The sequence below is a fragment of the Klebsiella sp. WP3-W18-ESBL-02 genome, from assembly GCF_014168815.1.
Classification (GTDB): Bacteria; Pseudomonadota; Gammaproteobacteria; order Enterobacterales; family Enterobacteriaceae; genus Kluyvera; species Kluyvera ascorbata_B.
On the sequence record NZ_AP021972.1, the window covers coordinates 4,284,728 to 4,307,329 of the forward strand.

The following is a 22,602-nucleotide window of genomic DNA, read 5'->3' on the forward strand; positions in this document are numbered from 1 at the left end:
GGACCAAATTCACTCGCCGCCTCCTCTCAGGTGGTGGCTGAATATTGCCTGCAATTTATTAAAGATAGAGCCGAACACATATGCCTTTTACACTTGGTCAACGCTGGATCAGCGATACAGAAAGCGAACTGGGACTTGGTACTGTTGTTGCAATGGATGCACGCACCGTCACCCTGCTCTTTCCGGCAACCGGAGAGAACCGTCTGTACGCCCGAAGCGACTCCCCCGTGACCCGCGTCATGTTCAATCCCGGCGACACGATCACAAGCCATGAAGGCTGGCAGTTGCTCGTTGATGAAGTTAAAGAAGAAAATGGACTGTTGGCCTATATCGGTACGCGCCAGGACACCGAAGAAGCCAACGTCATGCTGCGCGAAGTGCTGCTCGACAGCAAGCTGGTGTTCAGCAAGCCGCAGGACCGCCTGTTTGCCGGGCAAATCGACCGTATGGACCGCTTTGCTCTGCGCTACCGCGCGCGGAAATACCAGAGCGAACAATACCGTATGCCGTGGAGCGGCCTGCGCGGCCAGCGCACCAGCCTGATTCCGCACCAGCTCAACATCGCACACGACGTTGGCCGCCGCCACGCGCCGCGCGTCCTGCTGGCGGACGAAGTCGGCTTGGGCAAAACCATTGAAGCCGGGATGATTCTGCACCAGCAGTTGCTCTCCGGCGCCGCGCAGCGCGTGCTGATTATCGTTCCGGAAACCCTTCAGCATCAGTGGCTGGTTGAGATGCTGCGCCGCTTCAACCTGCGCTTCGCCCTGTTCGATGACGAGCGCTACGCCGAAGCCCAGCACGACGCCTACAACCCGTTTGAAACCGAACAGTTGGTGATCTGCTCGCTGGACTTCGTGCGCCGCAACAAGCAGCGTCTGGAGCACCTGTGCGACGCCGAATGGGATCTGATGGTGGTCGATGAAGCTCACCACCTGGTATGGAGCGAAGACGCGCCAAGCCGCGAATACCTGGCCATTGAAGAGCTGGCCGAGCGCGTGCCTGGCGTGCTGCTGCTGACCGCGACGCCTGAGCAGTTGGGAATGGAAAGCCACTTCGCGCGTTTACGCCTGCTTGACCCGAATCGCTTCCACGACTTCGAGCAGTTCGTTGAAGAACAGAAAAACTACCGCCCGGTCGCCGACGCCGTCGCGCTGCTGCTGGCGGGCAACAAGCTGAGCAATGAAGAGCTGAACATGCTCGGCGAGCTGATTGGCGAGCAGGATATCGAAGCGCTGCTGCAAACCGCCAACAGCGATCGCGAAGGCTCCGAAGCCGCGCGTCAGGAACTTATCAGCATGCTGATGGACCGCCACGGCACCAGCCGCGTGCTGTTCCGTAACACCCGTAACGGCGTGAAGGGCTTCCCGAAACGCGAGCTGCACACCATTAAGCTGCCGCTGCCGGCGCAGTATCAAACCGCCATTAAGGTATCCGGCATTATGGGTGCCCGTAAGAGCGCCGAAGAGCGCGCCCGCGATATGCTCTATCCGGAACAGATTTATCAAGAATTTGAAGGCGATACCGGTACCTGGTGGAACTTCGACCCACGCGTTGAGTGGCTGATGGGCTACCTGACCAGCCACCGCTCGCAGAAAGTGCTGGTGATCTGCGCCAAAGCCGCCACCGCGCTACAGCTGGAGCAGGTGCTGCGCGAGCGTGAAGGCATCCGCGCCGCCGTGTTCCACGAAGGCATGTCCATTATTGAACGCGACCGCGCCGCCGCCTGGTTTGGTGAAGAAGACAGCGGCGCGCAGGTGCTGCTGTGCTCGGAAATCGGCTCCGAAGGGCGTAACTTCCAGTTCGCCAGCAACCTGGTGATGTTTGACCTGCCGTTCAACCCGGACCTGCTGGAGCAGCGAATTGGCCGTCTTGACCGTATTGGCCAGGCGCACGATATTCAGATCCACGTGCCTTACTTAGAAAAAACCGCGCAGTCCGTGCTGGTGCGCTGGTACCACGAAGGCCTGGACGCGTTCGAACACACCTGCCCGACCGGCCGTACCATCTACGACAGCGTCCACGACCAGCTGATTACCTATCTGGCCGCGCCGGAAACCACCGACGGTTTTGACGATCTGATTAAAGCCAGCCGCGAGCAGCACGACACGCTGAAGGCGCAGCTGGAGCAGGGCCGCGACCGTCTGTTGGAAATCCACTCCAACGGCGGCGAAAAAGCGCAGAAGCTGGCAGAAAGCATTGAAGAGCAGGATGACGATACCAACCTGATCGCCTTCGCCATGAACCTGTTCGATATCGTCGGTATTAACCAGGACGATCGCGGCGAAAACCTGATCGTACTGACGCCGTCCGACCATATGCTGGTGCCGGACTTCCCGGGTCTGCCGGAAGACGGCTGTACCGTGACCTTTGAGCGTGACGTCGCGCTGTCCCGTGAAGATGCGCAGTTCCTGACCTGGGAACATCCGCTGATTCACAATGGTCTGGATCTGATCCTTTCCGGCGACACCGGCAGCAGCACCCTTTCGCTGCTGAAAAACAAGGCGCTGCCGGTCGGTACGCTGCTGCTGGAGCTGATTTACGTGGTTGAAGCCAACGCCCCGAAACAGCTGCAGCTCAACCGCTTCCTGCCGCCGACGCCGGTGCGTATGCTGCTGGATAAGAACGGCACCAACCTTGCCGCCCAGGTCGAGTTTGAGACCTTCAACCGCCAGCTCAGCGCGGTGAATCGCCACACCGGCAGCAAGCTGGTGAACGCGGTGCAGCAGGACGTACACGCCATTCTGCAAAAAGGTGAAACGCAGATTGAGAAAGCGGCGCAGGCGCTGATTGCCGCAGCACGCGAAGAGGCCGACGAGAAGCTCAGCGCCGAGCTGTCGCGTCTGGAAGCGCTGAAAGCGGTGAACCCGAACATCCGCGACGACGAGCTTTCCGCCATTGAAAGCAACCGTCAGCAGGTGATGGAAAGCCTGTCACAAGCTGGCTGGCGTCTGGACGCGCTGCGTCTTATCGTCGTCACTCACCAGTAACAGGAGCCCGTCATGGGAATGGAAAACTACCATCCGCCGCAGGATCCGTGGCTGGTTATCCTCTATCAGGATGAGCACATCATGGTGGTCAACAAGCCAAGCGGCCTGTTGTCCGTACCGGGTCGTCTTGAGGAGCATAAAGACAGCATCATGACCCGCGTGCAGCGCGACTATCCCCAGGCGGAGTCCGTACACCGCCTGGATATGGCGACCAGCGGCGTGATTGTAGTGGCCCTGACCAAAGCCGCGGAACGGGAGCTCAAGCGCCAGTTCCGCGAACGCGAGCCGAAAAAACAGTACGTGGCCCGCGTGTGGGGGCATCCGCAACCTGCGGAGGGGCTGGTGGATTTACCGCTGATTTGTGACTGGCCGAACCGGCCAAAGCAGAAAGTGTGTTATGAAACCGGCAAGGCCGCGCAAACGGAATATGAAGTGCTGGAATATGCGGCGGATAACACGGCGCGGGTGAAGCTTAAACCGATTACCGGACGCTCGCACCAGCTACGCGTGCATATGCTGGCGCTGGGCCACCCGATTCTCGGCGACCGCTTTTATGCGCACGATGAAGCGCTGGCGATGGCGTCGCGTTTGCAGCTGCATGCGGAGACGTTGACCATTACCCACCCGCAGTTTGGTAATAGCATGACGTTTAAGGCGCCGGTGGATTTTTAAGACCGCGCGCGATATTGCCGGGGGCGCTGCGCTTGCCCGGCCTACCACATCCTGTAGGCCGGATAAGATGCGTAAGCATCGCCATCCGGCAATTCACAACACCTTACTTAAACCCTTTCTGCTCTTTAATCAGCTCGTACGCTTTCTGAATTTCCTGCGCTTTTTGCTTCGCCATCTCCATCATCTCCGGCGGCAGCCCTTTCGCCACCAGCTTATCCGGGTGATGTTCGCTCATTAATTTACGGTATGCGCGTTTGATGGTTGTCGCGTCATCGCCTGGCTTCACGCCCAGCACGTTGCAGGCATCTTCCAGCGTTGGCCCGCGCTGTGCCTGCTGCCAGCCGCCGCCGTGACCGCCCTGCGACTGCTGCTGATAGCCGCCGCCAAACTGCGCGCCGCCCTGCATCATGCGCAGGAACTGATCGAACTGGGCACGGGAGATACCCAGCTCTTCGGCAATCACGTACAGCACATCGCGCTCGTTCGGGTGCAGAGAACCGTCGGCAAACGCCGCCTGAATCTGAATTTCAAGAAACATCCGAATCAGATCGGAACGCCCGAAGCAGACGCTGCGGAACTGACGCATCTTCTCGCGCAGCGGGTAGCTGTCCGCCTTGCCGACGCGGAACGCCTGCTGCGCCGCCGTGCGCGACTCGCCGTGCAGATTCATCCGGTCCATAAACAGACTGGCGATATGAATATCCGCTTCCGTCACGCGCCCTTTCGATTTGGTCAGGTGGCCCATCACTTCAAACGTGGTCGCAAAAAACAGCGACTGACGTTGCTGTTGGTTGGCAAACCAGTTCACGCGACGGCTGCGTGCCTTGTCAAACATGTGGCCTACGAGCAGCCCGAGGACGACGCCCCAGAAGCCGCCGCCCATCATCAGGGCAACCGCCACACCAATCACTTTTCCCCAATACTGCATATACTCCCCAAATCGTCATGCCAGCGGCTAAAATATGCATTATCATACCTGTCATTCAATGCCATGCATAACACCTCTGGCGAGAACGGGCAGGATAAAACTAGCGTCATAACGATGAGTACGTTAGTCTCTGACCGTTTGCATGCCGCAATGCTATAGATGACGGAACAACAAATACAACGTATGAAAAAACGTATTCCCACTCTCCTCGCGACCATGATCGCCAGCGCCTTGTACAGTCAGCAAGGAATGGCAGCCGATCTCGCCTCACAATGTATGCTTGGCGTGCCGAGTTACGATCGCCCATTGGTCAGCGGCCCGGCTAACGAACAGCCCGTCACGATTACGGCCGATCACGCCGACGGCAACTACCCGGATAACGCCGTCTTTAAAGGCAATGTCGATATTAATCAGGGTAACAGCCGCCTGCAGGCGGATGAAGTTCAGCTGCATCAAAAGCAGCCTGAGGGCGTCGCCGTACCGGTGCGCACCGTCGATGCGCTTGGCAACGTCCACTATGACGATAATCAGGTGATTCTGAAAGGCCCCAAAGCGTGGTCAAACCTGAATACCAAAGATACCAACGTCTGGGAAGGTGACTACCAGATGGTCGGCCGCCAGGGCCGCGGCACCGCTGACGTCATGAAACAGCGCGGCGAAAACCGTTACACCATTCTCGAAAACGGCACCTTCACCTCCTGTCTGCCGGGGTCCAACACCTGGAGCGTCGTCGGTAGCGAGGTTATCCACGACCGCGAAGAGCAGGTTGCGGAAATCTGGAATGCCCGCTTCAAAATTGGCCCGGTACCGGTGTTCTACAGCCCGTATCTGCAGCTGCCGGTCGGCGATAAGCGCCGTTCAGGCTTCCTGATCCCGAACGCCAAATACGGCAGCTCCAACGGCTTCGAATTCACGCTGCCGTACTACTGGAACATCGCGCCAAACATGGACGCCACCATCACGCCGCACTATATGGATAAGCGCGGCGGCGTCATGTGGGAAAACGAATTCCGCTATCTGACTCAGGCGGGTACCGGCCTGTTCGAGCTGGACTATCTGCCTTCCGACAGCGTCTACTCTAACGATCACCCGACGGACGATAACAGCCGCCGTTGGCTGTTCTACTGGCGTCATGCCGGGGTAATGGATCAGGTGTGGCGTTTCAACGCCGACGTCACCAAGGTCAGCGACCCGGACTACTTTAACGACTTTTCCTCCAAGTACGGTTCCAGTACCGACGGCTACGCCACGCAGAAGCTGAGCGTGGGCTACGCGGTGCAGAACTTCGATGCCACCGTGTCAACCAAGCAGTTCCAGGTCTTCGACCGCAGCAACAGCAACTCCTATTCCGCTGAACCGCAGCTGGACGTTAACGTCTACCAGAACGACGTGGGGCCGTTTGATACCCGCCTCTACGCGCAGGCGGTGAAATTCGTTAACAGCAACGGCAGCCTGCCGGAAGCGACGCGCGTTCACCTCGAGCCAACCATCAATCTGCCGCTGGGCAACCGTTGGGGCAGCCTGAACACCGAAGCCAAGCTACTGGCCACGCACTACAACCAGACCAATATCGACGACTACAATAGCGACAGCAGCCATAACCAGCTGGCGAGCTCCGTCAGCCGCACCATGCCGCAGCTGAAAGTCGACGGTAAGATGGTGTTCGAGCGCGATATGGTGCTGAGCCCGGGCTACACCCAGACGCTGGAACCGCGCGTTCAGTATCTGTACGTCCCGTATCGTGACCAGAGCAAAATCAACAACTACGACTCCACGCTGCTGCAGTCTGACTACTCCGGCCTGTTCCGCGATCGCACCTACAGCGGCCTCGACCGTATTGCCTCTGCAAACCAGATCACGACCGGCGTCACATCGCGCATTTATGATGACGCCGCCGTTGAACGTTTTAACGTTTCTGTTGGTCAAATCTACTATTTCACCGAGTCTCGCACCGGTGATGACAACATTAACTGGGAGAAAGACAACAAAACCGGTTCACTGGTATGGGCAGGCGACACCTACTGGCGCATCAGCAACAAGTGGGGCCTGCGCGGCGGTATTCAGTACGATACGCGTCTGAACAACATCGCCACCAGCAGCTCGGCCATTGAGTATCGCCAGGACGACGAACGTCTGGTACAGCTGACCTATCGCTACGCCAGCCCGGAATATATTCAGGCGACGCTGCCGACCTACTCCACCGCCGAGCAGTACCGTAACGGTATCTCGCAGGTGGGGGCGACGGCCAGCTGGCCAATCGTCGATCGCTGGTCCGTTGTCGGTGCCTATTACTTTGACACCAACACGCATAATCCGGCCGATCAGATGCTGGGCGTGCAGTACAACTCCTGCTGCTACGCCATCCGCGTGGGCTATGAGCGTAAACTCAACGGTTGGGATTACAACAATGGCGGCACCGGCGGGCAGTCCAAGTATGACAACTCCATCGGCTTCAGTATTGAGCTGCGTGGTCTGAGCTCTAACTACGGTCTGGGCACCCAGCAGATGCTGCGTTCCAACATTATGCCGTACCAAAGCTCACTGTAAGGTAACGAGTTAGACACATCATCCGCATTGCGGTTAATTGAAATGGAAAAAGTATGAAGAACTGGAAAACGCTGCTTCTCGGTATCGCCTTAGTTGCGAATACCAGCTTCGCTGCCCCGCAGGTTGTCGATAAAGTAGCAGCCGTCGTAAATAATGGCGTTGTCCTCGAGAGCGACGTCGATGGCCTTATGCAGTCCGTTAAGATGAACTCTGGCCAGGCTGGCCAGCAGCTGCCGGATGATGCGACCCTTCGTCACCAGATCCTGGAACGTCTGATCATGGATCAGATTATCCTGCAGATGGGGCAAAAAATGGGCGTCAAAATCTCCGACGAGCAGCTCGATCAGGCTATCGCCAACATCGCTAAACAGAACAACATGACGCTGGATCAAATGCGCAGCCGTCTGGCCTACGATGGGATGAACTACAACACCTACCGTAACCAGATCCGTAAAGAGATGCTGATCTCCGAAGTGCGTAATAACGAAGTGCGTCGCCGCATCACCGTGCTGCCGCAGGAAGTGGACGCGCTGGCAAACCAGATTGGCACCCAGAACGACGCCAGCACCGAGCTAAACCTCAGCCACATCCTGGTGCCGCTGCCGGAAAACCCGACCTCCGATCAGGTGAATGAAGCGCAGAGCCAGGCTGAATCCATCGTCGACCAGGCCCGTAAAGGCGCCGACTTCGGCAAACTGGCTATCACCTATTCCGCTGACCAGCAGGCGCTGAAAGGCGGCCAGATGGGCTGGGGGCGTATTCAGGAGCTGCCGGCTATCTTTGCCCAGGCGCTGAGCACGGCGAAAAAAGGCGATATCGTCGGGCCGATCCGTTCCGGCGTAGGCTTCCACATTCTGAAAATCAACGACATGCGCGGCCAGTCTCAGAGCATTTCTGTAACCGAAACCCACGCTCGCCACATTCTGCTCAAGCCGTCGCCGGTCATGACCGACGATCAGGCCCGCGCGAAGCTGGAACAAGTTGCAGCGGATATCCGCAGCGGCAAAACCACCTTCGAGAAAGCGGCGCGTGAGCTGTCTCAGGATCCAGGTTCTGCGAACCAGGGCGGTGACTTAGGCTGGGCGACGCCGGACATCTACGATCCGACATTCCGCGATGCGCTGATGAAGCTGAACAAGGGCCAGATTAGCGCCCCGATTCACTCCTCCTTTGGCTGGCACCTGATTCAGCTGCTGGATACGCGCAACGTTGACCGTACCGATGCGGCGCAGAAAGACCGCGCTTATCGTATGCTGATGAACCGTAAGTTCTCTGAAGAAGCGGCTACCTGGATGCAGGAACAGCGCGCCAGCGCCTACGTGAAAATTCTGAGCAACTAATGACTCAACACCGTGTCGTTATCACTCCCGGCGAACCCGCCGGGATTGGTCCGGATCTCGTGATCCAACTGGCCCAGCGCGATTGGCCGCTTGAACTGGTCGTCTGCGCTGATGCCAGCCTGCTTACCGAGCGGGCGAAACTTCTTGGTCTTCCCCTCACGCTTCTCCCCTACGTTTCCGAACAGCCAGCGCAGCCGCAACGTGCCGGTACGCTAACGCTGCTGCCCGTTGCGCTCAACGCGCCGGTCACACCTGGCCTGTTAAACGTGGAGAACGGGCGCTACGTCGTTGAGACGCTGGCGCGCGCCTGCGACGGCTGTCTGAGCGGTGAATTTGCCGCACTGGTCACCGGGCCGGTGCACAAAGGCATTATTAACGACGCCGGCATTCCGTTTACCGGGCATACCGAATTCTTTGAAGAACGTTCGGGCGCGGCAAAAGTGGTGATGATGCTGGCAACGGAAGAACTGCGCGTGGCGCTGGCGACAACGCACCTGCCGCTGAAGGCGGTCAGCGATGCCATTACGCCGGATCTGCTGCGAGAAGTGATTACCATTCTGCACGATGATTTGCAGAACAAGTTCGGCCTTGCCGAACCGCACGTCCTGGTCTGCGGCCTGAACCCCCACGCGGGCGAAGGCGGCCATATGGGCACGGAAGAGATCGATACGCTTATTCCCGTACTGGAAGAAATGCGGAAAAAGGGCATGAACCTCAGCGGGCCGCTGCCTGCCGACACCCTTTTTCAGCCGAAGTATCTTGACCATGCCGATGCGGTGCTGGCAATGTACCACGATCAGGGCCTTCCCGTGCTAAAATACCAGGGCTTTGGCCGCGGCGTGAACATTACGCTCGGTTTACCCTTTATTCGCACCTCCGTTGACCACGGCACCGCCCTTGAACTGGCGGGGCTTGGCAAAGCGGACGTCGGCAGTTTTATTACGGCGCTTAACCTCGCCATCAAAATGATTGTTAACTCTAATGAATAATCGAGTCCATCAGGGCCACTTAGCCCGTAAACGCTTCGGGCAAAACTTTCTCAACGATCAATTCGTGATCGACAGCATCGTTGCGGCCATTAACCCGCAAAAAGGCCAGGCCATGGTTGAAATCGGCCCGGGTCTTGCCGCGCTGACCGAACCGGTTGGCGAACGCCTGGACGAACTGACCGTGATCGAGCTTGACCGCGATCTGGCCGCACGTCTGAAAACGCACCCGTTCCTGGGGCCAAAGCTGACGATTTATCAGCAGGACGCCATGACCATGAACTTCGGCGAGCTTTCCCAGACGCTGGGTCAGCCGCTGCGCGTGTTCGGCAACCTGCCGTACAACATCTCTACGCCGCTGATGTTCCATCTGTTTAGCTATACTAATGCCATTGCAGACATGCACTTCATGCTGCAAAAAGAGGTGGTTAACCGTCTGGTTGCCGGGCCGAACAGTAAAGCCTATGGCCGTCTGAGCGTCATGGCGCAGTATTACTGTAACGTGATCCCGGTTCTTGAAGTGCCGCCGAGCGCTTTCACGCCGCCGCCTAAAGTGGATTCCGCCGTCGTACGCCTGGTGCCGCACAGCACGCCACCGTACCCGGTGAAAGACGTCCGCGTCCTGAGTCGAATTACGACCGAAGCGTTCAACCAGCGTCGTAAGACCGTCCGCAACAGCCTTGGCAACCTGTTCAGCGTTGAGGTGTTGACGGAACTGGGCATCGACCCGGCGATGCGGGCAGAAAATATCTCTGTTGCGCAGTACTGCCGGATGGCCAACTATCTGTCAGAAAATGCGCCCTCGAAGGAGAGTTAAACCATGATCAATTCGCCACGAGTTTGCGTCCAGGTACAGAGCGTCTACATTGAGACGCACTCCCAGCCGGAAGAAGAGCGTTACGTCTTCGCCTACACGGTCACCATTCGCAATCTCGGGCGAAGCGCGGTTCAGCTTCTGGGCCGTTACTGGCTCATCACCAACGGTAACGGCCGCGAAACCGAAGTGCAGGGCGAAGGTGTGGTTGGCGTACAGCCGCACATCGAGCCCGGCGAAGAATATCAGTACACCAGCGGCGCCGTACTGGAAACCCCATTGGGCACCATGCAGGGCCACTACGACATGGTCGATGTCGACGGCGTACCGTTCTCCATCGACATTCCCGTTTTCCGTCTCTTTGTTCCCACGCTGATTCATTAATCATGTCTACATACCTTATTGGCGACGTTCACGGTTGCTACGATGAATTGATCGCTCTTTTACAGCAGGTGGCGTTTACGCCGGGCAAAGATACGCTGTGGCTCACGGGCGACCTGGTTGCTCGCGGTCCCGGCTCGCTGGAGGTGCTGCGCTACGTCAGATCGCTGGGCGATAGCGTCAAAGTGGTGCTGGGAAACCATGACCTGCATCTGCTGGCGGTGTTTGCCGGCATCAGCCGCAATAAGCCCAAAGACCGCCTGAGCCCGCTGCTGGAAGCACCGGACGCCGACGATCTGCTTAACTGGCTGCGTCGCCAGCCGCTGATGCAGGTGGATGAAGAGAAAAAGCTGGTGATGGCCCATGCGGGCGTCACTCCGCAGTGGGATATCGAAACGGCAAAACAGTGCGCACGCGACGTCGAAGCCGTGCTGTCGAGCGACTCCTACCCCTTCTTTCTTGACGCCATGTACGGCGACATGCCGAATAACTGGTCGCGCGAGCTGAGCGGCCTGGCGCGTCTGCGCTTTATTACTAACGCCTTCACCCGCATGCGCTACTGTTTCCCGAACGGCCAGCTGGATATGTACAGCAAAGAGTCGCCGGAAAACGTGCCCGCCCCGCTGAAGCCCTGGTTTATGCTGCCGGGGCCGATTACCGACGAGTACAGCGTGGCGTTTGGCCACTGGGCTTCGCTGGAAGGGAAAGGTACGCCGGAAAATATCTACGCGCTGGATACCGGCTGCTGCTGGGGTGGCGATCTCACCTGCCTGCGCTGGGAAGACAAAACGTATTTTGTACAGCCGTCGAACCGTAAACTGGCCCCGGGCGAGAGCGAGGCGGTGGCTTCGTAGTTTGGTGCATCCCCATTGAAAAATAAAAAACGCCGGCGTTTCACCCGGCGTTTTTTATTTTAGTGGCCCGGCCAGGCAAAGCGCCGCCGGGAAAGGCTCGGTCTTAGCGCCGCTCAAGCACCTCAAAGCAGTAGCTATGAGAATTCTGCTCGTCGGCATCGTGGAACTCGCTGAACACCGACTCCCACTGATCCGGATCGTAATCCGGGAAATGGGTGTCGCCTTCCACTTCCGCATCAATATGCGTCAGGTACAGCTTCTGCGCCTTCGGCAGGAACTGTTCGTATACGCGGCCACCGCCAATCACCATAATATCTTCCGCGTCACCGCAGGCGGCAATCGCTTCATCAACCGATTTCACCCACTGCACGCGATCGTCTGTACCGGGCTGGCTGCTGATAACAATGTTCTTACGCCCCGGCAGCGGGCGACCGATGGATTCCCAGGTCAGACGGCCCATAACGACAGGTTTGTTTAACGTATTGCGTTTAAACCAAGCCAGATCGGCCGGCAGGTCCCATGGCATGGCGTTTTCCATACCGATGACGCGATCGACCGCAAGCGCAGCAATCAGACTGATCATTGAGTGTATCCCAGATGCGAAAAAAATTGTCGCCACTATACGGAAAGCTTAATCTTTCGTCGACTGGCAGCCAGGTAAAGAATAAGAAAATTTTCAGATTTGCTGGCAAGTCCACGAAGGCAAAGTGGACAGCCAGCATTACACCTACGAAGCCGTTACAGCGTCGGCTTTACTTCCGGCTCATCTTCAGGGTTGCCGCTGTGCTTCCCTTCTTCCGTGCCCTGCCAGCCGTGACGCTGAATGACCGACAAATGGTTGCGATCTTCGTTGATGATTTCAGTCAACATGGCGCTGGTGCGCTTAAACGCCGCCGCCCGCGAGGAGGCATCAATCTCGGCCATCTCCACCATTTCTTCCATCAGCTGAATATTAAAGCGGCGGAACAGATCGGCACGCTCGCGCGCTTCATATGCCCCCAGCCCCAGCGACTCCAGCGCCTGACGCCCGGACTTCAGCGCCGCTTCGAAGGTTTCACGCTCCGGTGCGCTGACGCCGGCCTGACGCAGCTTGATATAGTGCTCAACGTCACGGGCGCGGGCGATAAGGGTCAGGTTCGGGAAATGCTCTTTCACCAGCTCGGTCAGCGCCAGGCTGGCCTGCGGATCGTCAATGGCGTTAATCAGCACCTCAGCTTTTTCCGCCCCGGCGGATTCCAGCAGATCGGCTCGCGTGGCATCGCCATAAAACACCTTCATGTCGAATTTACGCAGCGTGTCGACGTGATCCGGGTCGTGGTCGAGGACCACCATTTTCACACCGCTGGACAGCAGCAGACGCCCGGCAATCTGACCGAAGCGGCCAAAGCCGGCAATAATCACCCGCGGCTGTTCTTCATCAATTTCATCCGCTTCCCGTGCGTCGCCGGTGCTGGCGCGTTTTTCCAGCCGCGTCAGCAGTACCAGCAGCACCGGCGTTACCGCCATCGATAGCGCTACCGCCAGCGTCAGCGCCTTCGCCCAATCAGCATCCAGCACGTTCGCCATCTGCGCCGCGCCAAAGACCACGAAGGCAAATTCACTGCCCTGCCCCAGCAGCGCCGCAAACCACAGACGCTGCGAGCGCGGTACCTGGAGTGGTTTGGCAATCAGCCACAGCAGCACCGATTTAATCACCAGGAAGCCCACCAGCAGCGTGATGATACGCAGCGGGTGATGAATGAGGGTGCCAAAATCGATCGACATCCCGACGCCGATAAAGAACAGCCCCAGCAGCAGCCCTTTAAACGGCTCAATATCGCTTTCCAGCGCATGGCGGTACTCAGAGCTCGCCAGCAGCACGCCGGCCAGAAATGCCCCCATCGCCATCGAAAGACCAACTTCTTCCAGCAGCAAACCGAAGCCAAACACCAGGAACAGGGCCACGGCGCTGAACACTTCGCGCAGACCCGAGCGCGCAACAAAGCGCAGCAGCGGGCGCGTCACATAGCGTCCTAACACCACCACCAATACCAACGCACCGGCCACTTTCAGCGCTGAAAACGCAAACGCGCCGAGGGTCGTCGAGCCGCCGCTGCTGGCCAGCAACGGAATCATGGCCACCAGCGGAATGGCCGCAATATCCTGGAACAACAGCACCGCGAACGCACTGCGCCCGACCTGGGTCACCGTCAGATTACGTTCATTCATCGCCTGCATGGCGATAGCGGTCGAAGAGAGCGCCAGCGTCATGCCAATCAGCTCCGCCACCTGCCAGCGCAGGCCGAGGAAAATGCAGAACACGCCAATCAGCGCCCCGCACAGCACCATTTGCAGCAGTCCGCCGCCAAATACCGAGACGCGCAGCTTCCATAGCCGCTGCGGGTCCAGCTCCAGGCCAATGACGAACAGCATCAGCACCACGCCAATTTCGGCGAAATGCAGAATGGCTTCCGCATCGGTCACCAGACGCAGCCCCCACGGGCCGATAATGCAGCCCGCGATCAGGTAACCGAGCACCGAACCCAACCCCAAACGTACGGCAATCGGCACAATCAGCGCCGCCGATCCCAGGTAGATCAGCGCCTGTATGAGCGTATGGCTATCCATTGTTATGCTCCTCCTGCCAGGCCAAAAGCCGTTGTTTATAGTGACGCGCCTTCGCCTGCAGCGTCTCTTCATCGCAGATAAACGTGCAGTGCACGGCAAACGGCGGCAGCCATTTCATGCCGCAGTAAACGGCGGTAGCCTCCAGCGGCTGACCCAGCACGTCAAAGCCCGGATGTGAACCAATTTCGAAGTGGCTTTCGCCACCGCCGGTCGTTACCGCCCACATCATGTCTTTTCCGTGCAGCGCGGTACCGCCGTGCCCGTAGGCCCAGCCGTGCGCCAGCACTTTATCCAGCCACAGCTTGAGCAGCGGCGGCGTGCTGTACCACTGCATCGGATGTTGCAGAATGACCAGATCGGCACGAGACAGCGCCTCCTGTTCAGCGACAACGTCGATATTAAAATCGGGATAGAGGTGATAAAGAGAGCGAATTTCCACACCGTCGAGCGTCCGCACCTGCTCTAGCATCCGCTTATTCGCATGCGAGTGATGCGGATAAGGGTGCGCATAAACAATCAGAATCATAATTAGCCTGTCTTACTGCATTATTTTATTGCTGAGTTTAGACAGTTAATGAGGACACTTACAGGATCTCTTAACACAACCGCATGAAATAGGGGGCGAGCGCCCCCTTGAAGAGATTAGCGACACATCGTGCGCCGCAATAAGCGTTATACGTTGGCCCCGCGCGGCACCGCGCCGCGAGGCCACGAATAACGTTTAGTTATCCAGCTCGTTCATCGACTGAACCTGGTCACGGTTGATCTGTTCAGTCTTTCCGCTTTCGGCATTTTTGTACGACACCAGGCCAGTGTCCTCATCTACCTGCGGTTTACCATCGGTTACGATAGTCTTGCCATCGGTGGTTTTCAGCGCCTGGTTGGATGAACACCCGGCAACGGTAAAGAGTGCGCCGGCGGTCAGAATTGCTACGGTCATTCGCTTATAGTTCATCATGTTTCCCTCCTGCTTTGCAGCCAAAATTGGTTATCACTCTAACTATTTTAGGTTAGCGGTCAGAACCCGGAAGCGAAACCAGAAAGCTCCGAAGCATTACCGGCACCCTTTCACCGCCGTTTTGTGTGAGGCAGATTGTCCGCAGCGTGGGGTTTCTATGGTACAAAGTACCGCTATTTATTTTCAGGGGCCAACCATGTCCGTTTCGATCGACATCATTTCCTGTATTACCGACCGTTTTGTTGAGCTGACCGCCACCGAAAAACGCATCGCGCAGTTCATTCTTGATGACGTGCAGGCCGCCACCACGCTGCCCATTGCTGAAATGGCGCGACAGACCGAAACCAGCCAGGCCTCCATCACCCGCTTTGCCCGGGCGATTGGCTGCAAAGACGTGCGCGAGCTGAAGGTCAAGCTTGCCCAGTCGCTGGCGGTGGGGCAGCGTTTTATTCTCGACGTGCCCGATCTGGAGGGTGTTCAGGGGATCTATGAAACGATCATTAACGTGCTGGAGATCAACCGCCGAGCGCTTAATCCCGAGACGTTAAAACGCGCCGTCGGATGGTTAAGCGGCGCCCGACAGATCCTCGCGATCGGCATGGGTGGCGGTTCGACCATCTGCGCGCAGGAGGTTCAGTTCCGCCTGTTCCGTCTGGGTCTACCGGTGGTAAGCCAGAGCGACGGGCTGCTGGTAAGGATGATGTGCTCAGCGGTGTCGCCAAACGATGTGGTGCTGGCGTTGTCGCTCGGCGGCTATACGCAGGAAGTGGTGGAGAGCGCGGCGATTGCGCGTCAGTACGGTGCGAAGGTGATTGCCATTACCCCGGAAGCCACACCGCTTGCCGAGAACGCCGATTTGGTCCTGCCGCTGATCGTGCGGGAGAACGACTACATCTTTAAGCCCAGCACCTCGCGCTACGCGATGCTGGCGATGGTTGACGTGCTGGCGACGGAATTGGCGGTGGTGAATAAGGCAGAGACGAAAAACCGTCTGCGGCGGATTAAGCTGGCGCTGGATAGCCATCGGGGCGGGGCTGACCGACAGCCGTTGGGGGATTAGCGCGGGGTTTTTCCCCTCACCCTAACCCTCTCCCCGGAGGGGCGAGGGGACCGAATGTGCGGTCTTTCCCCCTCTCCCTTCCAGGGAGAGGGCCGGGGTGAGGGTACAACCCCACAAGTTACTTCACCCGTTCCGCGTTGTAACAGGTCAAATCCACCTCAACCTTACAATCCACCACCAAATCCGCCACGCAGCACACGCGTGCCGGTGGGTGATCGGCAAAGAACTCACGGAATACCTTGTTAAAGGACTGGAAGTAACGCGCGTCGGTCAGATACACCTTCACATGCACCACGTCTGCCAAGCTGTATCCCGCGTCCTGCATAATATCCACGCAATTCTGAATCGCCAACCGCGACTGCTCGACAATGCCGCCCTCCACCACTTCACCATCCTTCATCGGCGTTTGCCCGGACACATACAGCCAGCCTCCGGCCTCAACGGCCTTAGCAAACGGCAGAGACTGCCCGCCGGTACCGGTGCTGCCACCGACGCCATAACGTTTAATGCTCATTATTGCTGCTCCTTAATTTTTCCGGCTGACCGGCGTAAGAATCGCCCGGCGCGACCGATAATGTTGTGATTCTGCCCATAGCTCATCACCCCGTTGACCATCACCGCATCGATACCGGCGGCGGGCTGCTGTGGGTCGCTGAAGCTTGCGACATCGCGGATAGTTTCTGGGTCAAAAAGCACCAGATCGGCAAAATAGCCGCGCTTGATGAGCCCGCGGTCGGTGAGCTGAAAACGCGCCGCCGACAGGCCGGTCATCTTGTGCACCGCGACGGTAAGCGGGAACAGTTTTTCATCGCGGCTGTAGTGTCCCAGCACGCGTGGGAACGCGCCCCACAGGCGAGGATGCGGCATCGGGTCATTCGGTAAGCCGTCCGAGCCCACCATGGTCAATGGATAGCGCAGCACCCGCTGCACGTCCTGCTCGTCCATGTTGTAGTAAATCGCGCCAGCAGGCATCAGCCGCTTGCCCGCCTCTTCCAGCGTAAGCGACCAGCTTTGCGCAATCTGCTTTAAGGTCTGCCCGGCCATCTCCGGGTGCGGCGTCGACCAGGTGATAACGATGTCAAAATCGGCGGTAATCTGCTTCATATCCAGCGTCGATGAACTGGCGGAATACGGATAGCAGTCGCAGGAAACGTCCTGCTGCTGACGGACGTTATCGAACAGCGCCAGGGTTTCCATGGTGCGCCCCCAGTTATTCGCCCCCGCGCATTTGTGGTGCGAGACCACCACCGGCACCTTACCGTGGCGGCCAATCCGGAACGCTTCATCAAGCGCGTCGAGAATGGGCTCAAACTCCGAGCGAAGATGGGTGGTATAAATCCCATTTTCCGCCGCCAGCTCTTCCGCCAGCGCCATCACCTCTTCGGTCGTCGACTGGAAGGCTGTGGCATAGGCTAGCCCGGTGCTGAGCCCTAAAGCGCCCTCCTGCAATGCCAACCGTAGCTGCCTGCGCATAGCTTGAATTTCTTGATGGTTAGCCGGACGAAACAGCGAGTCCATCTGGTTATTACGCAGCGCTGTATGACCGACCAGCGTGCCAACGTTCACCGCCGGACGCGCCTGCATAACCGCGTCGGCGTAAGCGTTAACCGTCGGGTAGATAAACTGTTCCGCATTGCCCAATAGGTTCATCGGATCCGGTACGTCGCCTGCGATCGTCGCGCTCGCGGCGCTGATCCCGCAGTTACCGACGATCACCGTAGTCACGCCCTGGCTGATTTTGGGCAGGTACTCCGGCATGCGGATAACGTTAATGTCGTCGTGGGTGTGAACATCGATAAACCCTGGTGCCAGCACGCGCCCCGTGCCGTCAATCTCATGCTGCGCCTGCCCGTCGATAGCGGGCGCGATCTCCACAATGCGATCGCCCTTGATGGCCACATCGCCGCGATACTGCGGGCCGCCGCTACCGTCGATAACCGTGACGTTCCTGAACAGATAATCGAACTGCATTTCTTCTCTACCCCTGTCGTTCCCTGCCTTGAATTTGACCATTTACAAGCGCTGAAAACAGTGAAAGACTACGCAAAATATGCATTAATTAATGATACTTTTATTCATAAAAATCAATTAAAATAATAAAAATCATTTATTTACAACAAGATGAACAATCAAAGATTCATGATATAAACTAAAAATCTGAAGGATTTATGTTATGAAATACCATGAAAGCCTCATCGTACCCCACAAATCCGCAACGCTTTTTACCCCAACAAACATCCTCAATGAAGACGTTTGCCTGCCCGCCGCGGTCATTAAAAAAACGGCGCTAACCAACAATATTCAGTGGATGCAGCACTACGCCGATACGCGCGGCGTCTCACTCGCCCCGCACGGTAAAACCACCATGACACCGTGGATCTTTTCACAGCAGCAACAAGCAGGGGCCTGGGCCATTGGCGTGGGCAGCGCCTGGCAGGCAAGCATTGCTGCGGCAAGCGGGATCCAACGCGTGCTGATGGTGAACCAGCTCGTCGGCAAGGCCAATATGGCGCTGATCGCCAGACTCAAGACGGAATACCCGGCGGTAGATTACCTGTGCTGCGTCGATAGCATCGATAACGCCCGTGCGCTCTCGGCGTTCTTCGCCGCACAAAACCAGACGCTGGATATTCTGCTGGAACTGGGCGTGCCGGGCGGCCGCTGTGGGTGTCGAACCGCAGAACAGGCGCTCACACTTGCCGAGCAGGTTGCCACTTTACCGGCGCTGCGTCTGCGCGGCCTTGAGCTGTATGAAGGCGTACTGCACGGCGATAACCCACAGCCGAAGGTGGAAGCGCTGCTGCGCGATGCCGCCGCGCTGGCCTGCCAGCTTGAGCGTTATGTAACGGGCGAGTTTATCCTCACTGGCGCGGGCTCCGTTTGGTATGACGTGGTGTGTAACGTCTGGCTTGCCGAGCCGAAACCGGCCAACTGCCGGGTGCTGATCCGCCCTGGCTGCTATATCACCCACGATGCGGGGATCTATCTGGAAGCGCAGAACGCGATCGTCGCGCGCGACCAGACGGCCTGCGACCTCGGCGGCGATCTGGTTTCTGCGCTGGAACTGGTAGCAATGGTGCAGTCGGTGCCGGAAAGCGGCCGGGCGATCGTCAATTTCGGCAAGCGCGACAGCGCGTTTGATGCCGGGTTACCGCAGCCGGTTGCCCATTATCGCGCGGGGAAATCAGTCGCATTGGCGGCGAACAGCATGGAAACCACCGGCATTATGGACCAGCACGCCATGCTGAAGCTGGCACCAGACGTTGACGTGAAGGTGGGGGATATTCTGGTGTTCAGCACTTCGCACCCTTGCCTGACGTTTGACAAATGGAAGGCGCTGCTGTTGGTTGATGACGCGTATAACGTGCTTGAAACGTTAGAAACAGCGTTCTGAGCCGCCCCGGCGTCGCTGCGCTCGGCCGGGCTACAGGCCGGGCGTAACGATGCCGAACTCACATCGAATCACAGATCAAATCGACAATCAGCAGCGACCCATAACGCGCGTCGTTAAGCGGTAGCGTGACGTTTTGCTGATGGCTGAGCGCGCTCTCCTGCTGGCCAATCACGATGATATCCGCCCCTGCCCAGCGCGCCTGATGTACGGCGGCAATCAGCACGCTGCCCGGCGGCGTACCGGCAAAGACCACCAGCACCTGCCCAGCGCCAAGCATCGAGGCGGTAATCCCCATTAACGCCGGATCCTGGCAGACGTTGGCCGGATACCCCTGCGTCAGCAGGCGATACTGCAACACGCTGGCGAACGGGTTATCGGCGGTGCTGGCGCTGAAAATATGCACCGCTTTCGCCTGTTTAAGCAGGCTTGCCGCCTGCTCAACCGCCGCTGGCGATAGTTCGTGAAGCTGCGCGTTCAGCGAATACTGGATCTGGTTTAGCCGCTCACGCCATGGCCCCGGCATATCGCCGCTGGCAACCGGGGCGCTGGCCTGCGCCAGCTTCATGCGCAAATCGCGAATATCGTCGCAGCCCGCGGCGCGGGCAAAGCGGGTAATGGTCGCCGGGCTGACCCCTGCCGCCGTCGCCAGTTGGTCGATGGTCGCCGAAGCCGCAAACGCCACGTCGCTGAGGATAGTCTGCGCCACGCGAGACTCCTGCTGGCTGAAGTCCTGTAGCCGTTGGCGGATCAGGCTCAGAATGTCATCGCTGCCGTCGCGACCGATGGAGTGCGAGAAGCGATCGAGGATCTCGCTGCCAATGCCGGCATTTTTCGCCAGCTTTTGCAGCGTACCGGTGTCCACCCACGCCGCGTCGCCGAGCATCGGCGCCGCCGTCGTTTTCAAACGATTCTCCTGCTGCTGATGGCGCACCTGGCCAATAAAGTCATTGAGGTCGGCACAGCCAATACTGCGCGAGAAATGCTGTAACGTCGCGGGACTCACGCCCGCCTTTGCCGCCAGCTCTTCAATACTTGCCTCAGGTATCTGGGCAAAATTATCGAGGAAAAAGCGCGCCAGCCGGGATTCCTGCGCAGGCAGGCCCGATAGCCCATTCACCAGCTGATAAACAATATCCATAACCAGAGAGTCCTAATGTCGGCAAATTCTGCTCGTTAAAAACATCATAATTTATTGAAATTATTTTTCAATTCATTCGATCAACAGACGCCGACGTCTTCGGTATATGAGTAACAAATATTCGTTTTGCTTACCTTGATCACACTTTATCGCGGATAACATCCCGTAAAGCAATATTTTAACGCCGATCACACTCATGAAAATAATTTTCATACATGCTACGTAAAACGGCTAATGTGTGAAATATGTTTTCAAGTGAGGGAAAATTGTCATGAAAAAGATCATGTTGTGCTGCGCCGCCGGGATGTCCACCAGCATGCTGGTGCAAAAGATGCGCGCCGAAGCCGAAAAACGGGCGCTGGCGGTCGAGATCAACGCTTATCCGGTTGCCGAAATCGAAAGCATGCTGCCGCAGGCCGACGTGGTGCTGCTCGGCCCGCAGGTGCAGTTCGAACTCTCTCGCCTGCGTGAACTGTCTGCGCCATTGGGCAAGCCGGTCGAGGTGATCGACATGATGGATTACGGCACCATGCGCGGCGATCGCGTGCTCGATAAAGCGATCCAACTGATGGCCTGAGGCCTCGGAGAGAACAATGAAAATTACCGTGATTGGCGGGGGCAGCAGCTACACCCCGGAACTGGTTGAAGGATTAATAGCGCGTCATGCTTCCCTGCCAATGGCGGAGCTGGCGCTGGTTGATGTCGAAGCGGGTCGAGAAAAGGTCGAGATTATCGCCGCCCTCTCCCGCCGCATGCTCGACCGCAACGGTCTGGAGTCGGTGAAGGTATCGGTTCACTTCGATGCCGATGAAGCGATTACCGGCTCAAGCTTCGTGCTCACCCAACTGCGCGTAGGCCAGCTACCGGCCCGCGCCGCCGATGAGCGTCTGGGCTTAAGTCACAGGCTGCTGGGCCAGGAAACCACCGGCGTGGGTGGCTTCGCCAAAGCGCTGCGCACGATTCCCGTGATGCTGGATATCGCCAGACGCGTTGAACGCCTGGCGCCGAATGCATGGATCATCAACTTCACCAATCCGGCGGGCATTGTGACGGAAGCGGTGTCACGCCACAGCAAAGCGAAGATTATCGGCCTGTGCAACGTGCCGGTCACTATGCATCACATGATTGCCGACATGCTGAAGCTGCCTTACGACGACGTCTCGCTGCGCTTTGCCGGCCTGAATCATATGGTTTGGGTGCATCAGGTGCTGGCCGCGGGTCGCGATGCGACCGACGAGGTTATCGAAATGCTATGCGACGGCGAGCAGCTGTCGATGAACAACATCAAGGCCATTCCGTGGCCACCGGAGCTACTGCGTGCGCTGCGCGCCATTCCCTGCCCGTATCACCGCTATTTCTGGCAGACTCGCACCATGCTGGAAGACGAGCTGGCGGATGCCGACAGCAAAGGCACCCGCGCCGAGCAGGTGATGAAGGTCGAAGCGTCGCTGTTCGAACTGTACGCCGACCCGCATCTGGACAAGAAACCAGAGGAGCTGAGTCAGCGCGGCGGTTCGTTCTACTCCGAAGTGGCGGTACAGCTTATTAACGCACTGCACAACAATCTTGGCATTGAGATGGTGGTGAACACCGCCAACAACGGTGCCATTCAAGGACTGCCGGACGACGCGGTGATAGAAACCAACTGCCTGATTGATGCGCTGGGCGCGCATCCGCTGGCCTTTGGCAAACTGCCGCCGCTGATGAACGGCCTGACCCTGCAGGTGAAGGATTTTGAGCGTCTGACCATTGATGCCGCCGTATATGGCGATAAGCAAAAAGCGCTGCTGGCGCTGGTCGCCAACCCGCTGGTCGCCGATGTGAATCTGGCATCGGCGCTGGTCGATGAAGTACTCACCATCAATAAAGCGTGGCTGCCGCAGTTTAGCCAACAATAAATACAACAATAGCCCGGTCGGCAACGTCTGCGCCGGGC

At 58.0% G+C, this 22,602-nt stretch carries 20 protein-coding genes; 12 read left to right on the top strand and 8 right to left on the bottom strand.

Annotated elements, in window-relative coordinates; genetic code table 11:
- Window positions 1-80 precede the first annotated feature (80 nt).
- Together rapA and rluA are read left to right on the top strand one after the other, a co-directional pair.
- Entirely contained in the window at window positions 81-2,987 is a 2,907-nt protein-coding gene (rapA, locus tag H7R56_RS20685) for an RNA polymerase-associated protein RapA (protein WP_106925351.1), read from the top strand.
- Between the two features lie 12 nt (window positions 2,988-2,999).
- Window positions 3,000-3,659 (top strand): bifunctional tRNA pseudouridine(32) synthase/23S rRNA pseudouridine(746) synthase RluA, encoded by a 660-nt coding sequence (rluA, locus tag H7R56_RS20690; protein WP_106925349.1) that lies wholly within the window; start codon window positions 3,000-3,002, stop codon window positions 3,657-3,659.
- A 103-nt stretch (window positions 3,660-3,762) separates the two neighbouring features.
- On the opposite strand, the gene djlA is transcribed toward rluA, so the two are convergent.
- Window positions 3,763-4,587, bottom strand: a complete 825-nt coding sequence (gene djlA, locus H7R56_RS20695; protein WP_106925347.1) for a co-chaperone DjlA — start codon at window positions 4,585-4,587, stop codon at window positions 3,763-3,765.
- Window positions 4,588-4,770: 183 nt separating this feature from the next.
- Between djlA and lptD the strand changes: the two genes are divergently transcribed.
- The 6 genes from lptD to apaH are packed head-to-tail and all read left to right on the top strand — an operon-like array spanning window position 4,771 to window position 11,509.
- Complete coding sequence (gene lptD / locus H7R56_RS20700; protein ID WP_106925344.1) at window positions 4,771-7,134, top strand: LPS assembly protein LptD; 2,364 nt, start codon at window positions 4,771-4,773, stop codon at window positions 7,132-7,134.
- 53 nt (window positions 7,135-7,187) lie between these two features.
- Complete coding sequence (gene surA / locus H7R56_RS20705; RefSeq protein WP_106925342.1) at window positions 7,188-8,474, top strand: peptidylprolyl isomerase SurA; 1,287 nt, start codon at window positions 7,188-7,190, stop codon at window positions 8,472-8,474.
- On the top strand, window positions 8,474-9,463 hold the full coding sequence (gene pdxA, locus H7R56_RS20710) for a 4-hydroxythreonine-4-phosphate dehydrogenase PdxA (protein ID WP_106925340.1): 990 nt from the start codon (window positions 8,474-8,476) through the stop codon (window positions 9,461-9,463). Before surA ends, pdxA begins: the two co-directional genes overlap by 1 nt.
- Window positions 9,456-10,277, top strand: a complete 822-nt coding sequence (gene rsmA, locus H7R56_RS20715; RefSeq protein ID WP_106925338.1) for a 16S rRNA (adenine(1518)-N(6)/adenine(1519)-N(6))-dimethyltransferase RsmA — start codon at window positions 9,456-9,458, stop codon at window positions 10,275-10,277. The genes pdxA and rsmA overlap by 8 nt, the downstream gene beginning before the upstream one ends.
- Window positions 10,278-10,280: 3 nt before the next feature.
- Window positions 10,281-10,658: a Co2+/Mg2+ efflux protein ApaG gene (apaG, locus tag H7R56_RS20720; RefSeq protein ID WP_106925336.1), complete on the top strand. Its 378-nt coding sequence runs from the start codon at window positions 10,281-10,283 to the stop codon at window positions 10,656-10,658.
- 2 nt (window positions 10,659-10,660) lie between these two features.
- Window positions 10,661-11,509 (top strand): bis(5'-nucleosyl)-tetraphosphatase (symmetrical) ApaH, encoded by an 849-nt coding sequence (apaH, locus tag H7R56_RS20725; RefSeq protein ID WP_106925334.1) that lies wholly within the window; start codon window positions 10,661-10,663, stop codon window positions 11,507-11,509.
- Window positions 11,510-11,612: 103 nt separating this feature from the next.
- Here apaH and folA read toward each other — a convergent pair whose 3' ends face one another.
- The 4 genes from folA to H7R56_RS20745 form a co-directional block, all read right to left on the bottom strand.
- A complete protein-coding gene (gene folA / locus H7R56_RS20730) occupies window positions 11,613-12,092 on the bottom strand; it encodes a type 3 dihydrofolate reductase (protein ID WP_106925332.1) in 480 nt (159 codons plus the stop codon).
- Window positions 12,093-12,247: 155 nt separating this feature from the next.
- Window positions 12,248-14,116 (bottom strand): glutathione-regulated potassium-efflux system protein KefC, encoded by a 1,869-nt coding sequence (gene kefC / locus H7R56_RS20735; protein ID WP_106925330.1) that lies wholly within the window; start codon window positions 14,114-14,116, stop codon window positions 12,248-12,250.
- Window positions 14,109-14,642, bottom strand: a complete 534-nt coding sequence (gene kefF / locus H7R56_RS20740) for a glutathione-regulated potassium-efflux system oxidoreductase KefF (protein ID WP_106925328.1) — start codon at window positions 14,640-14,642, stop codon at window positions 14,109-14,111. The genes kefC and kefF overlap by 8 nt, the downstream gene beginning before the upstream one ends.
- Window positions 14,643-14,837: 195 nt before the next feature.
- Complete coding sequence (locus H7R56_RS20745; RefSeq protein ID WP_106925629.1) at window positions 14,838-15,071, bottom strand: YgdI/YgdR family lipoprotein; 234 nt, start codon at window positions 15,069-15,071, stop codon at window positions 14,838-14,840.
- A gap of 199 nt (window positions 15,072-15,270) precedes the next feature.
- Between H7R56_RS20745 and H7R56_RS20750 the strand changes: the two genes are divergently transcribed.
- The gene (locus H7R56_RS20750) at window positions 15,271-16,134 is read left to right on the top strand and encodes a MurR/RpiR family transcriptional regulator (protein WP_106925326.1); all 864 of its coding nucleotides are present in this window, start codon (window positions 15,271-15,273) and stop codon (window positions 16,132-16,134) included.
- Window positions 16,135-16,252: 118 nt separating this feature from the next.
- Here the strand turns inward: H7R56_RS20750 and H7R56_RS20755 are convergent, their stop codons facing one another.
- Window positions 16,253-16,648 carry a RidA family protein gene (locus H7R56_RS20755; protein WP_035896012.1) on the bottom strand — a complete coding sequence of 132 codons (396 nt, stop codon included), beginning with the start codon at window positions 16,646-16,648 and terminating at the stop codon, window positions 16,253-16,255.
- A complete protein-coding gene (locus H7R56_RS20760) occupies window positions 16,648-18,105 on the bottom strand; it encodes an N-acyl-D-amino-acid deacylase family protein (protein ID WP_106925324.1) in 1,458 nt (485 codons plus the stop codon). Before H7R56_RS20760 ends, H7R56_RS20755 begins: the two co-directional genes overlap by 1 nt.
- A gap of 202 nt (window positions 18,106-18,307) precedes the next feature.
- On the opposite strand from H7R56_RS20760, the gene H7R56_RS20765 reads away from it, so the two are divergent.
- Entirely contained in the window at window positions 18,308-19,528 is a 1,221-nt protein-coding gene (locus H7R56_RS20765; RefSeq protein WP_106925322.1) for an amino acid deaminase, read from the top strand.
- Between the two features lie 58 nt (window positions 19,529-19,586).
- Here the strand turns inward: H7R56_RS20765 and H7R56_RS20770 are convergent, their stop codons facing one another.
- Window positions 19,587-20,666, bottom strand: coding sequence for a MurR/RpiR family transcriptional regulator (locus H7R56_RS20770; protein WP_106925320.1), 1,080 nt, complete (start codon window positions 20,664-20,666; stop codon window positions 19,587-19,589).
- Between the two features lie 271 nt (window positions 20,667-20,937).
- Here H7R56_RS20770 and H7R56_RS20775 point away from each other — a divergent pair, with 271 nt between their 5' ends.
- A complete protein-coding gene (locus tag H7R56_RS20775; RefSeq protein WP_106925318.1) occupies window positions 20,938-21,243 on the top strand; it encodes a PTS sugar transporter subunit IIB in 306 nt (101 codons plus the stop codon).
- Between the two features lie 16 nt (window positions 21,244-21,259).
- Complete coding sequence (locus H7R56_RS20780) at window positions 21,260-22,564, top strand: 6-phospho-beta-glucosidase (RefSeq protein WP_106925316.1); 1,305 nt, start codon at window positions 21,260-21,262, stop codon at window positions 22,562-22,564.
- Window positions 22,565-22,602 lie beyond the last annotated feature (38 nt).